The 11,995-nt window shown below is 72.5% G+C and carries 13 protein-coding genes; 11 read left to right on the top strand and 2 right to left on the bottom strand.

What is annotated here, in order from left to right; translation table 11 throughout:
- Nucleotides 1-6 precede the first annotated feature (6 nt).
- A complete protein-coding gene (locus ACPEH2_RS02720) occupies nucleotides 7-1,443 on the bottom strand; it encodes a basic amino acid/polyamine antiporter (RefSeq protein WP_423718207.1) in 1,437 nt (478 codons plus the stop codon).
- An 85-nt stretch (nucleotides 1,444-1,528) separates the two neighbouring features.
- Here ACPEH2_RS02720 and ACPEH2_RS02725 point away from each other — a divergent pair, with 85 nt between their 5' ends.
- From ACPEH2_RS02725 to ACPEH2_RS02740, 4 genes are all read left to right on the top strand, one after another.
- Complete coding sequence (locus ACPEH2_RS02725) at nucleotides 1,529-2,188, top strand: MazG family protein (RefSeq protein WP_423718208.1); 660 nt, start codon at nucleotides 1,529-1,531, stop codon at nucleotides 2,186-2,188.
- Between the two features lie 83 nt (nucleotides 2,189-2,271).
- A complete protein-coding gene (locus tag ACPEH2_RS02730; RefSeq protein ID WP_423718305.1) occupies nucleotides 2,272-3,528 on the top strand; it encodes a histidine--tRNA ligase in 1,257 nt (418 codons plus the stop codon).
- Nucleotides 3,529-3,560: 32 nt separating this feature from the next.
- Entirely contained in the window at nucleotides 3,561-4,013 is a 453-nt protein-coding gene (locus ACPEH2_RS02735) for a YdeI/OmpD-associated family protein (protein ID WP_217530386.1), read from the top strand.
- 57 nt (nucleotides 4,014-4,070) lie between these two features.
- Nucleotides 4,071-4,943 (top strand): SGNH/GDSL hydrolase family protein, encoded by an 873-nt coding sequence (locus ACPEH2_RS02740; protein ID WP_423718209.1) that lies wholly within the window; start codon nucleotides 4,071-4,073, stop codon nucleotides 4,941-4,943.
- On the opposite strand, the gene ACPEH2_RS02745 is transcribed toward ACPEH2_RS02740, so the two are convergent.
- A complete protein-coding gene (locus tag ACPEH2_RS02745; RefSeq protein ID WP_423718211.1) occupies nucleotides 4,852-6,099 on the bottom strand; it encodes an APC family permease in 1,248 nt (415 codons plus the stop codon). The two genes, ACPEH2_RS02740 and ACPEH2_RS02745, sit on opposite strands and share 92 nt — an antisense overlap.
- A gap of 62 nt (nucleotides 6,100-6,161) precedes the next feature.
- Between ACPEH2_RS02745 and ACPEH2_RS02750 the strand changes: the two genes are divergently transcribed.
- The 7 genes from ACPEH2_RS02750 to ACPEH2_RS02780 all read left to right on the top strand — a co-directional run bounded on the left by ACPEH2_RS02750 (nucleotide 6,162) and on the right by ACPEH2_RS02780 (nucleotide 11,963).
- Nucleotides 6,162-6,518: a GntR family transcriptional regulator gene (locus ACPEH2_RS02750; protein ID WP_217530380.1), complete on the top strand. Its 357-nt coding sequence runs from the start codon at nucleotides 6,162-6,164 to the stop codon at nucleotides 6,516-6,518.
- A complete protein-coding gene (locus tag ACPEH2_RS02755) occupies nucleotides 6,508-7,518 on the top strand; it encodes a DUF1648 domain-containing protein (protein ID WP_423718212.1) in 1,011 nt (336 codons plus the stop codon). Before ACPEH2_RS02750 ends, ACPEH2_RS02755 begins: the two co-directional genes overlap by 11 nt.
- A gap of 8 nt (nucleotides 7,519-7,526) precedes the next feature.
- Complete coding sequence (locus tag ACPEH2_RS02760; RefSeq protein WP_217530376.1) at nucleotides 7,527-8,207, top strand: O-methyltransferase; 681 nt, start codon at nucleotides 7,527-7,529, stop codon at nucleotides 8,205-8,207.
- 94 nt (nucleotides 8,208-8,301) lie between these two features.
- On the top strand, nucleotides 8,302-9,582 hold the full coding sequence (eno, locus tag ACPEH2_RS02765) for a phosphopyruvate hydratase (protein ID WP_217530374.1): 1,281 nt from the start codon (nucleotides 8,302-8,304) through the stop codon (nucleotides 9,580-9,582).
- Between the two features lie 36 nt (nucleotides 9,583-9,618).
- Nucleotides 9,619-10,125 carry a septum formation initiator family protein gene (locus ACPEH2_RS02770; RefSeq protein ID WP_359917313.1) on the top strand — a complete coding sequence of 169 codons (507 nt, stop codon included), beginning with the start codon at nucleotides 9,619-9,621 and terminating at the stop codon, nucleotides 10,123-10,125.
- A gap of 87 nt (nucleotides 10,126-10,212) precedes the next feature.
- Nucleotides 10,213-10,683 carry a DUF501 domain-containing protein gene (locus tag ACPEH2_RS02775; RefSeq protein WP_064001748.1) on the top strand — a complete coding sequence of 157 codons (471 nt, stop codon included), beginning with the start codon at nucleotides 10,213-10,215 and terminating at the stop codon, nucleotides 10,681-10,683.
- Entirely contained in the window at nucleotides 10,680-11,963 is a 1,284-nt protein-coding gene (locus ACPEH2_RS02780; RefSeq protein ID WP_217530571.1) for a S8 family serine peptidase, read from the top strand. The genes ACPEH2_RS02775 and ACPEH2_RS02780 overlap by 4 nt, the downstream gene beginning before the upstream one ends.
- The last annotated feature ends 32 nt before the right edge of the window (nucleotides 11,964-11,995 follow it).

The raw sequence follows: 11,995 nt of genomic DNA on the forward strand, positions 1-11,995 counted from the left end.
CTACCCTCACACGGCGATGACGCCCTGCGCGATGAGCACGACGGCGACCACGGCGCCGATCGTCGCCAGGGCGAACAAGACCGCCTCAAGGGGTGTGAACACCCGCGCCCGCTGCTGGCGACGACCGATGACGAACAGGATCGTGCCGGGGACGATGATGACCAGGCACAGCAGCAGATAGGTCGCCCCCGCCGCCCACAGCAGGTACAGCGTGTAGAGCGTCGCGAGCACCGCGACAATCCCATCGCCGAGACGACCCCGGCGACCGTCCTGCACGGCGAGCTTGAGCGCGAACGCGGCGGAGAGGAAGAACGGGATGAGAGCCAGCGCGCTCGTGAGCTCGAGCGCCGCGTCGAAGGCGTTCTGCGCGAACAGGACGACCACGAGCATCGCCTGCGCGAGCAGGGACGAGAGGGTGAGGGCGCCGGTGGGGGTGTCCTTGGCGTTGGTGCGCTGCAGGAACCGGGGCAGGTCGCCGGCGCGCGCCGCCGACAGCAGCACCTCGGCGGCCATGAGGGTCCAGGCGAGGTAGGCGCCGAGCACCGCGACGACGAGCGCGACCCCGACGAACGCGGCGCCCCAGCCGCCCACGGCGGCCTCGAGCACGCCGCCCATCGACGGCTGGCGGAGCCCCGCGATCTCCGCACGCGGGATGACACCGTACGAGACCACCGTGACCGAGGCGAAGACGGCGAGCACGCTCAGGAAGCCGAGCACGGTGGCGCGTCCGACATCCGATCGGCGTCGCGCGTGGCGCGAGTTGACGGTCGCCCCCTCGATCCCGATGAAGACGAACACCGTCACGAGCATCGTCGTCCGGATCTGCTCGCCGAGACCGGTGCCCGGGTCGCCCGACCAGTTCGCGGCGAACACGGCGGGATCGAAGACCGTGAGGCAGAGCACGACGAACACGACGATGGGTACCGTCTTCGCGATCGTGACGATCCGGTTGAGCGCCGCAGCCTCGCGGACGCCCCGACGGATGAGGACGTAGAAGAGCCAGATGCCGGCGGAGGAGATCGCCACCGCGAGCGGCGTGTTGCCCTCGCCGAGCGCGGGGAAGACGGCGCCCAGGGTGCCGGTGATGAAGACCCAGTAGAAGACGTTGCCCACGCAGGCGCTCGCCCAGTAGCCGAACGCGGCGAAGTAGCCGACGTAGTTGCCGAACCCCTCCTTCGCGTAGCTGAAGATGCCCGCGTCGAGGTCGGGCCTGCGGACCGCGAGCCGTTGGAAGACGAGCGCGAGCATGAACATGCCGCCGCCGGCGATCGCCCAGGCGATCAGCGTGCCCGCGACTCCGGTCGACTCGGCGAAGGTCGCCGGGAGGGAGAACACCCCCGCGCCGATCATGGAGCCGACGACGAAGGTGCTGAGTGTCAGGAGGGAGACGTGGGTCGCCTGCGCGGGTGCGGTGGGACCCGAGGCGGTGGGAGCGGGGGTCACCGTCCCACCCTACGCGCGGCGGTCCGCCGGGCCATCGCCGCTGGCGATCACCCCGGCCCGCGGCATCCCTCGTATCGTGTCCGTCATGACGGACGAGCCCCGCGAACCCCGCCGCGACCACCTGCGGGAGGCAGCGGAGACGATGCGCGCCGTGCGGGACCGGTGCGTCTGGACCCAGCGGATCGATCACGCCGACCTCGTGCCCTACCTGCAGGAGGAGGCCGCCGAGCTCGTCGACGCGGTCGAAGCGGGCACCCGCGCCGATCTCAAGGAGGAGCTCGGCGACCTGCTGTGGCAGGTGCTCTTCCACGCCGAGATCGCCTCGCGCGACGAGACGGATCCGTTCGACATCGACGACGTCGCCGCGGCACTCGCCGAGAAGATGATCCGTCGCCACCCGCACGTGTTCGGCGACGCCGTCGCGACGACACCCGACGAGGTGCTGATCCACTGGAACGCGGCGAAGGCGGCCGAGAAGCGCACGCGCACGAGCGTCCTCGACGGGGTGTCGATGCACATGCCCTCGCTCGCCCTCGCGCAGAAGATGCTCGGGAAGGCCACCCAGGTCGGGGTGACACCGCCACCGCCGCCACCGACGCCGTCGCCCGCCGACGAGGCGGAGCTGGGCGAGGCGCTGCTGGCGCTGGTCGCGCAGGCGATGGAGGCCGGCTGGGATGCCGAGCGCGCCCTGCGGCAGCGTCTGCGCGCGCTCGCCGAGGACGTCCGCGCGGCCGAGTCCCGCTGAGTCGCCCCGGGGCTCGCGGGCGCGGCCGCGGGAGCGCGGTCTGAGAGACTAGGACCGTGCCCTCCGTGAATCCGCCGCGCGGCATGCGCGACTTCCTCCCCGCCGACAAAGCCCGCCGTGAGCGGGTGCTCGCCGTCATCCGCGACCGCTACCGGGCGCACGGGTTCGACGAGATCGAGACCCCCGTCGTCGAGGACTACGAGCGGCTCCATGCGGGGATCGGCGGCGACAACGAGAAGCTCGCCTTCAACGTCCTGCGTCGCGGGCTCGACGCCGAGGCCATCCGCGCGGCCGCCGACGACCCGTCGGCCCTGTCCGACCTGGGTCTGCGCTACGACCTCACCGTGCCGCTGGCGCGGTTCTACGCGACCAACCGTGCACAGCTGCCCTCCGTATTCCGCGCGATCCAGATCGCGCCGGTGTGGCGCGCGGAGCGGCCCCAGAAGGGGCGGTACCGCCAGTTCGTGCAGTGCGACATCGACATCATCGGCGACGCGACGGCCCGGGCCGAGGTCGAGCTGCTGACGGCGAGCCTCGACGTCCTCGAGGCGCTCGGTCTCGAGGGCGGCACGATCCGCATCAACGACCGCCGCGCCCTCGACGCGATGCTCGCCGCCTTCGGGTTCGCCGAGGCGGACCGCGCCGGCGTCCTCATCACGATCGACAAGCTCGACAAGGTGGGGCCGGCCGGGGTGGTCGCCGAGCTGCGGGACCGCGGCGCCGACGAAGACGCCGTCACCGCGTTCGAGGCGTTCCTGAACCGTCCGCAGACGCGCGAGTACCTGCCCTTCGGCGAGGCGCAGATCCGCAAGGCGCTCCCCGAGGATGTCTCGGACGAGATCGTGGGCCACCTGGTCGGCATCGGCGACGCGGTCGCCGCCGCGCGGGGGACCACCGACGTGCCCCTGCACTTCGACCCGTTCCTCGTGCGCGGCATGGGCTACTACACCGGCACGATCTACGAGCTCGCGCATCCCTCGGTCTCCTACTCGCTCGGCGGCGGTGGCCGGTACGACGGCATGATCGGCCGCTTCCTCGGCCAGGACGTGCCGGCGGTGGGCTTCTCCATCGGGTTCGAGCGGATCGTGGACCTCGTCGGAGCGGGGGAGGATGCCGCAGCCGCTGCCGTCGTCCTCATCGCCGACCGCGACGTCCCCCTCGCCGAGCTCGCCGGCCACAAGGCGTTCTTCATCGCGCAGGGCGCGCGTGTGCGCCTCGAGCAGCGGACGAAGAACCTCAAGGGGCTGTTGGAGCGGTCCGCCGCCGACGGGTACACGTCCTTCGGCACCGTGTCCGCAGGCGCCCCGTCCGCGTCGATCGAGCTGCGTCCGCTCGGCTGACAGCGCTGCGCGGCGCTGCTAGCGTTCCGCGCATGACGCTCACCGTCCGCACCGTGCTGCCGAAGAACGGCCCCGCCACCGCGATCGAGTTGACAGACGAACAGGTCGAGGCCCTCGGCGGCGGCAAGCGGGCCGCGGTCCGGGTGACGATCGCGGGGCGCACCGCGCGCCTGCGTCTCGGTGTGATGGGCGGGCGCAACCTGATCGGTATGTCGAAGGCGGCGCGCGCCGAGCTGGGGGTCGAGATCGGGGACGCGGTCGAGGCGACCATCGATCTCGACACCGACGAGCGGGAAGTCGACGTTCCGGACGACCTCGCGGCCGCCCTCGACGCGGAACCGCAGGTGCGCGCCGCGTTCGATGCGCTCGCGCCGTCGCGCCGCAAGGAGGTCGCTCGTTCCGTCGTCGACGCGAAGAAGTCGGAGACGCGCGAGAAGCGGATCGCCGCCGCGGTGGACTCCCTCCGTTCGCCCGCCAGCACCTGATCGCGCACGTCACCGCGACGTCGCCCGTCGTTCACCGGGGCGGTGTGGGATGCGGTGGTGCCACGTTCAGCTCGGACTCCGTTCCCCGTCGCCGTTGCCGCCGCGCTCGTGGTCGTCGGCGCCGTCGTCCTCGGCACCCGGGTCGCGCTCGCGCGACAGGCGGCGATCGCGCGGCGGCGGATCGGCAAGCCGCTCGGTGACGCCGCCCCGACCGCCGACCGGGTCTGGCGGGCCGGACTCGGGGGCACGCCGCTCGAGCTGCTGCTGCTCGGCGACTCGATCGCGGCGGGTCTCGGGGCTCAGCACCGCAAGGAGACGCTCGGGGGACGCCTCGCGAAGGGTCTCGCGGGGGAGCTCGACCGGCCCGTGCGGCTGCGGACGGGGGCGGTCGTCGGTGCGGAATCGGCCGACCTCGCCGGCCAGATCGACGCGCTCCCGGCGGACTACCGTGCGGATGCCGCCGTCATCATCGTCGGCGGCAACGACGTGACGCACCGGGTGCCGGTCGCCGTGGCGGCGGCCCACCTCGCGGAGGCGATCCGCCGACTGCGCGCCGTCGGTACCGCCGTCGTGGTCGGCACGTGCCCCGACCTGGGCGCCCTCCGCGCCGTGCCGCAGCCGCTGCGCAGCATCGGCTCCCGTGCGTCGCAGCAGCTCGCCACGGCCCAGGCCGACCGGGCGCGCGCCGAGGGCGCCGGCGTGGTGTCGCTGCGTCGCGCGGTCGGTCCGTTCTTCCGGATCGACCCCGACGGCATGTTCAGCCTCGATCGGTTCCACCCGAGCGCGCTGGGCTACCGGCGAACGGCCGAGGCGCTCCTGCCCGTCGTGCGCGACGCGATCACGCGCGGCGGCGCAGACGCAGCAACCGGTAGACGCATCCCGCCAGCAGCACCCCGACCCCGATCGGCACCGACGGCCACGGCAGGGTGACGACGAGGACGACGCACCCGACGCCGCCGACGAGCTGCAGGAATCGCGGGTACCGGCGGGCGGTGCCCCGCTGGCGGAACGCAGCGAGGTTGGCGACCGCGTAGTAGAGCAGCACGCCGAACGACGAGAAGCCGATCGCGCCCCGGATGTCGCCGAGCGCGATGACGGCGACGACGATCAGGACGACCGCGACCTCGGCGGTCCGCGGCACCCGGTGACGCGCGTCCACGGCGGCGAGGATCCGAGGAAGGTCTCCCTCCCGCGCCATCGCGAAGGTGGTCCGTCCGACGCCGGCGATGAGGGCGAGCAGGGCGCCGAGGGATGCCGCGGCGGCACCGATCCGGACGACCGGAGCCGCGGCATCCCACCCTGCGGCCTCGACGGTGGCCACGAGCGGCGCGGTGGACGCGGCGAGCCCGTCGGGTCCGAGGGTGCGGAGGGCGACGACACCGATGACCGCGTACACGACGAGGGCGCCGCAGAAAGCGAGCACGACCGCCCGGGGGATCGTGCGGGCGGGGTCGCGCACCTCCTCGCCGAGGGTGGCGATGCGGGCGTAGCCGGCGAACGCGAAGAACAGCAGGCCCGCCGCCTGCAGGATGCCGAGGGGGCCGGACCCGGCGATCCCGTCACCCCAGAGGGGACCGGGCGCGCTCGGTGCCGTGAAGCCCGCCACGGCGACGACGGTCAGCACGATCAGGACGACCGTGACGAGCACGCGTGTCAGCTGCGCCGTCCGCGTGATCCCGAAGAGGTTCACGGTGCCGAGCGCGAGGGCGGCGCCGGCGGCGACGGGTCGTTCCCACCCCGCGGGCGCGACGTAGGCCGCGAAGGTCAGCGCCATCGCGGCGCAACTGGCCGTCTTCCCGATGACGAAGCCCCAGCCGGCGAGGAAGCCCCACCACGGCCCCAGTTCCGCGCGCCCGTAGGCGTACACGCCGCCGGAGGTCGGATGGACGGCCGCGAGCTGCGCGGTCGAGGTCGCGTTGCCGAACGCGATGACGGCGGCCAGCGCCAGTCCGACGAGCAGCCCGGGGCCGGCGACGGCCGCCGCGGGCGGGAAGGCGGCGAAGACGCCGGCGCCGATCATCGAGCCGAGACCGATGACGACGGCGTCGCCCAGACCGAGGCGGCGCGCCAGAACAGGGGAGGACACGGCGCGAGCGTACCGGAGTGGGTCGAACACTCAACTAGTTATAGTTGCGCTATAATTACCGTATGTTGATCCGGGTCGACCCACAGAGCACCGTTCCGCTGTTCGCGCAGATCGCGGCCGGGCTCCGCGCCGAGATCACCGGCGGCCGTCTCGGGGCAGGGGAGCGACTCCCCGCCGCACGCGAAGTCGCCGAGGCTCTGCGGGTGAACCTCCACACGGTGCTGCACGCCTATCAGGACCTCCGCGACGAAGGCCTCATCGACCTCCGCCGCGGCCGCGGCGCCGTGGTCACCCCGGCCGGGGCCGCCCTCGCGGGCCTGCGAGCCGAGATCGCGGCCCTGGTCGACAAATCCCGTGCCCTGGGCGTCTCGCCCGACACCCTGTCCGCTCTCGTCAAGGAGGCTGCTCGTGACCACTGACACCCTGACCGTCGTCCGCCGCCGATTCACCCTCGTCGCCCTGGTGCTCCCCGCCGTCGTGATCCTCGTCGCGGTCGTCGCGCAGGTGCTGCTCCTCCCGGCGGCGCCCGCGGTCGTCGCGACCCACTGGGGGTGGACGGGGCAGCCCGACGGCTTCGCGCCCGCCTGGACCGTCCCGCTCGTCACCGCGATCCTCGGCCTCGGGCTCCCCGCGACCCTCTTCGGAGCCAGCGTGGGCGGGCTGCGCCGCGGCGACCACGGCTTCGCCTACCGCCTCCTGGGAGCCGTCGCGTTCGGACTCGCCGTGCTGATCGGTGGCCTCGGCGTCGCGACCCTCGGCATCCAGGTCGGACGGACGGATGCGGACGCCGCCCTTCCCGTGCTGCTCCTGCCGGGCGTGCTCCTCGCCGCCGCTGCGGCGGGCTCGATCGGGTGGGCCGTGCAACCCCGCGTCCCGTGGCATCCGACCCCGACGATGCCGGCCGTCGAGGTGCCGGTCCGCGCGGGGGAGCGGGTCGTCTGGATGCAGGGGATCACCCTCGCGCGCGGGGGAGCCGTGGCCCTGTGGATCGCGTTCGCGATCGGATGCCTCGCCGTCCTGCCCGTCGTCTTCTTCGGCGACCTCGTCACGGCGATCATCTCCGGTCTGGTCGTCGTCGTGCTGTTCGTCGTCGTCGCCACGACCCTGCGCTTCCACGTGCGCGTCGACCCGGACGGCCTGACCGCCGTCTCCGCGGCGGGATGGCCGCGTGTGCACGTCCCGACGCAGGACATCGTCTCGGCGGAGGTCGTCCAGGTCTCGCCGTTCGGGGAGTTCGGCGGGTGGGGCATCCGCTGGCCCGGCGGCGGGCGTCAAGGCGTCGTGCTGCGCGCGGGCGAGGGGCTCCTGGTGCGCCGCCGCGACGGCCGCACCCTCACGGTCACCGTCGACGACGCCGCGACCGCGGCGGGCCTGCTGAGCGCCTACGCCGCGTTGACGCCGGCGCGCCGGGGCGATTGAGTGGCGGCATGGCGCATCCACACCCGTACGATCCGGTCCCCGCTCGCTGGAACGATGTCGACGACTACCTGACCTCGACCCTCGTCGCCCACGACGACGCGCTCACCGCCTCGATCGCCTCGCTCGCCGAGGAGGGGCTCCCCGAGATCGAGGTCGCGCCGCTGTCGGGAAAGCTGCTGCACCTCCTCGCGCGCATGACGGGGGCGCGGCGCGTGCTCGAGATCGGGACCCTCGGCGCCTACTCGACCATCTGGCTCGCCCGCGCGCTCCCCGCCGAGGGGCGCGTCGTCTCGATCGAGGCCGAGCCTCACAACGCCGCGGTGGCCAGACGCAACCTCGAGCGCGCCGGGGTCGCCGAGCGGGTGGAGGTGCGCGAGGGGCGCGGGGCGGACGTCCTGCCGGCCCTGGAGGGCGGCGAGCCGTTCGACCTCGTCTTCATCGACGCCGACAAGGAGTCGAACACCGTCTACCTCGACTGGGCAGCGCGCCTCGGCCGCCCCGGCACGGTGGTCGTCGTCGACAACGTCGTCCGCTCCGGGCATGTGGTGGAAACGGATGCCGGGGCCCAGGTCGACGGCGTCCGCGCCGGTCTCGCGATGCTCCGCGACGACCCCCGGTTCGAGGCCACCGCGCTGCAGACCCTCGACCGCAAGGGGTGGGACGGCATCGCGATCGCGCTCGTCGTGTGACGGCGGGTCCTGTGCGGCATCCCGCGCCTCACTAGACTCGGGGGCGGACCGACGACGCTCCCGTTCCATCCTCCACAAGCAAGGAGAAACCCCCGTGGCATTGATCGAGGCAGTAGGCGCACGCGAGATCCTGGACTCGCGCGGCAACCCGACCGTCGAGGTGGAGGTCCTGCTCGACGACGGCATCGTCCAGCGCGCAGCCGTCCCCTCCGGCGCATCCACCGGCGCCTTCGAGGCGTACGAGCTCCGTGACGGCGACAAGAGCCGGTACGGCGGCAAGGGCGTCCTCAAGGCCGTGAACGCCGTCATCGACGAGCTCGGCCCCGCCATCGAGGGCCTCGAGGCCAGCGAGCAGCGCCTCATCGACGAGGTCCTGATCCAGACCGACGGCACCGAGAACAAGTCGCGCACCGGTGCGAACGCCATCCTCGGCGTCTCGCTGGCCGTCGCGAAGGCCGCCGCCGACAGCGCCGACCTCCCGCTGTACCGCTACCTCGGCGGACCGAACGCGCGCGTCCTGCCCGTTCCGCTGTTCAACGTCATCAACGGCGGCGAGCACGCCGACAACGGCATCGACATGCAGGAGTTCTTCCTCGCCCCGATCGGCGCCGAGAGCTTCTCCGAGTCGCTGCGCTGGGGCGCCGAGGTCTACCAGGTCCTGAAGAAGGAGCTGCAGGCCGCCGGCTACGCGACGGGCCTGGGTGACGAGGGCGGGTTCGCCCCCGACCTCCCCAGCAACCGCGAGGGCCTCGACTTCCTCGTCAAGGCGATCGAGAAGGCCGGCTTCACCCCCGGTTCGCAGATCGCCCTGGGCCTCGACGTGGCCGCGACCGAGTTCTTCAACGACGGCGTCTACCGCCTCGAGAACAAGGACTGGACCGCCGAGCAGCTCACCGACTACTACGCCGACCTGGTCGACTCGTTCCCCATCGTGACGATCGAGGACGCCCTCGCCGAGGACGACTGGGAGAACTGGACCGCCCTCACCGAGCGCCTGGGCAAGAAGGTGCAGCTCGTCGGCGACGACCTCTTCGTCACCAACCCGCAGCGCCTGGCCGACGGCATCAAGCGCGGAGCGGCGAACTCGCTCCTGGTCAAGGTGAACCAGATCGGCACGCTCAGCGAGACGCTCGACGCGATCGACGTCGCGCACCGCGCCGGCTACACCACGATGCTCTCGCACCGCTCGGGTGAGACCGAGGACACGACGATCGCCGACCTCGCCGTCGCCGTCAACTCGGGTCAGATCAAGTCGGGCGCGCCCGCTCGGAGCGAGCGCGTCGCGAAGTACAATCAGCTTCTGCGCATCGAGGAAGACCTGGGCGAGGCTGCGGAGTTCATCGGCGCCGCCGCGTTCCCGCGTTTCACCGCCTGACGCGCACCGCACAGACACCGACGAGAAGGGGGAGCCGTGGACCGACCATCGGCTCCCCCTTCCCGTGCGTCCCGGACCCCGCGCGGCCAGGATCGCACGCCCCGATCGGGTCGACGCGTCGACGTCCGCGACTGGGTCGGCGGCATCCGGATGTCGGGGTTCATGGGGATCATGCTCGGGCTCGTCGTGCTCGCGGCGTTCGTCCTCGTTCCGACGATCGGCACCTACGTCGACCAGCGGCAGCAGATCGCGGCGCTCACCCACGACGTCCAGGCGACGAAGGACGAGATCACCCAGCTGACGAGCGAGCGCGAACGCTGGCGCGACGAGGCCTACATCGTCGCCCAGGCCCGCGAGCGGCTGTACTACCGGCGGCCCGGCGAGGTCGTGTACCTCGTCGCGGACGACCTCCCCACCGACCTGATCGAGCCCGCGCAGCGCCCCGTCAGCGACGACGTCCAGGAGACGCAGCGCGACTGGATGACGCAGTTCCTGCGCTCCGTGACCGAGGCGGGACTCGCAGGGACCGTCGCCCCGGGCTGACGCCCAGCTCTCACGCGCGTCGCCCGGTACCCTTGACCGGTGCCTTATCCGACACTCTCGCCCGCGTCTGCCGCCGATCACGACACCATGCGTGAGCAGCTGGGGCGCCCCATGCGCGGCGTGATCGGCATCGCGGCGCGGTGCGTCTGCGGCAATCCGACGGTGGTGGCCACCGAACCGCGGCTGCCCGACGGTACCCCGTTCCCGACGTTCTACTACCTGACCCATCCGGGGGCGACGGCCGCCATGTCGGCCCTCGAGGCGACCCAGGTGATGCGGGAACTGAACGACGACCTCGCCGCCGACGAGGACCTCGCGGCGTCCTACGCCCGCGCCCACGACGCCTATCTCGCCGACCGCGAGGTGCACGGTGCCGTCCCCGAGATCGCCGGCGTGTCCGCGGGCGGGATGCCGACCCGCGTGAAGTGCCTGCACGCCCTCGCCGCGCACTCCCTCGCCGCCGGTCCCGGAGTGAACCCCATCGGCGACATCGCCCTCGCGCGCGGGTCGTGGTCGCCGCAGCGGTGCACCTGCGCGACGCCGAGGGTGACCGGATGAGGGGAGTCCGCGCCCTTCTCGCCGCCGCCGTCGTCGCCGTCACGGCGGTGCTCACGGCGGCCGCGCCCGCCCCGTCGCCGACGCCCCCGCCGGTCGATCCGGTGCGGAACATGGAGTACTGGCTGAAGGAGTACGGGATCTCCGACGCCTGGAAGACGACCAAGGGCGCCGGGACGACGATCGCCGTCATCGACACGGGCATCGGCAAAGGGCCGAAGGAACTCGACGGCGCCGTCGTCGGAGGAGCCGACTTCTCGGGGGTGGGGAAGGCCGACGGCCGCACGCCCGTGGGAGACAGCGACCGCAACCACGGCAGTTGGGTCGCCTCCCTCGCCGCAGGCCGGGGGACGGCGGCCGACAAGGGCATGATCGGGGTGGCCCCGGAGGCCGACCTGCTGTCGCTCTCGATCGGCTTCGGCAGCTCAGCGAGCGTCCCGTTCGTCGATCAGGTCGCCGAGGCGATCCGGTGGGCGGTCGATCACGGCGCGGACGTCATCAACCTCTCGTTCACGACGAACACCCTCGATTGGGACCGGTCGTGGGACGACGCCTTCCTCTACGCATTCGACCACGACGTCGTGGTCGTCGTCGCCGCCGGCAACCGCGAGAGCGGCACCGAGGAGGTCGGCGCCCCCGCGACGATCCCGGGCGTCCTGACGGTGGGCGGGGTGGACCGGGAGGGACGCGCGAGTCGGACGGCCTCCACGCAGGGCATCGTCATCGGCATCTCCGCGCCGAGCGAGGAGCTGCTGGGTGTCTCCGCGAACGGCGACCTCGTCATCTGGGACGGCACGAGCGGCGCGGCCCCCATCGTCGCCGGAGTCGCCGCCCTGGTGCGGTCCGCGCACCCCGACCTGGATGCCGCGAACGTGATCAAGCGGATCATCGCCACCGCGACGCCGAGCGAGCGCGCGAAGAAGGTGCCCGACCCGCTGTACGGGTACGGCCTCATCAACGCCGCCAAGGCGGTCTCCGCTCCGGTCGCGAAGGTCTCGGCGAACCCGATGGGCGACCTCCGCGAGTGGATCCGGCTCTACCGCCGGGCCGAATCGACCCCGCAGACGAGCCCGACCCCGACCCCCTACACGGTGGCACCGCTGCCCGAGGCCGAGCCGCCGAGTTCGGCCGCATCGCCGCTCCTGCCCAGCAGCGATTCGCTGCGCTACGGGACGGTGCCGCTGATCGTGGTCAGCCTGGGGACTATACTGATCGTGCTCGGGGTCACCGCTGCTGCCCGGCGCATCCGATCGGCGCGCACCCCGCGACCGCCGAGCCGTTGAATCAAGGAGTTCTTCCGACTGTGACTACCACT

Origin of the sequence: Microbacterium sp. NPDC064942, from assembly GCF_049545525.1 — a bacterium.
Taxonomy (GTDB): domain Bacteria; phylum Actinomycetota; class Actinomycetes; order Actinomycetales; family Microbacteriaceae; genus Microbacterium; species Microbacterium gawkjiense.

Excerpts from the sequence above, each read along its gene's own strand:
- ACPEH2_RS02725 (WP_423718208.1), top strand. The coding sequence starts at position 1,529 with ATGACGGACGAGCCCCGCGAACCCCGCCGCGACCACCTGCGGGAGGCA.
- ACPEH2_RS02730 (WP_423718305.1), top strand. The coding sequence starts at position 2,272 with ATGCGCGACTTCCTCCCCGCCGACAAAGCCCGCCGTGAGCGGGTGCTC.
- ACPEH2_RS02735 (WP_217530386.1), top strand. The coding sequence starts at position 3,561 with ATGACGCTCACCGTCCGCACCGTGCTGCCGAAGAACGGCCCCGCCACC.
- ACPEH2_RS02750 (WP_217530380.1), top strand. The coding sequence starts at position 6,162 with ATGTTGATCCGGGTCGACCCACAGAGCACCGTTCCGCTGTTCGCGCAG.
- ACPEH2_RS02760 (WP_217530376.1), top strand. The coding sequence starts at position 7,527 with ATGGCGCATCCACACCCGTACGATCCGGTCCCCGCTCGCTGGAACGAT.
- ACPEH2_RS02775 (WP_064001748.1), top strand. The coding sequence starts at position 10,213 with ATGCGTGAGCAGCTGGGGCGCCCCATGCGCGGCGTGATCGGCATCGCG.
- ACPEH2_RS02780 (WP_217530571.1), top strand. The coding sequence starts at position 10,680 with ATGAGGGGAGTCCGCGCCCTTCTCGCCGCCGCCGTCGTCGCCGTCACG.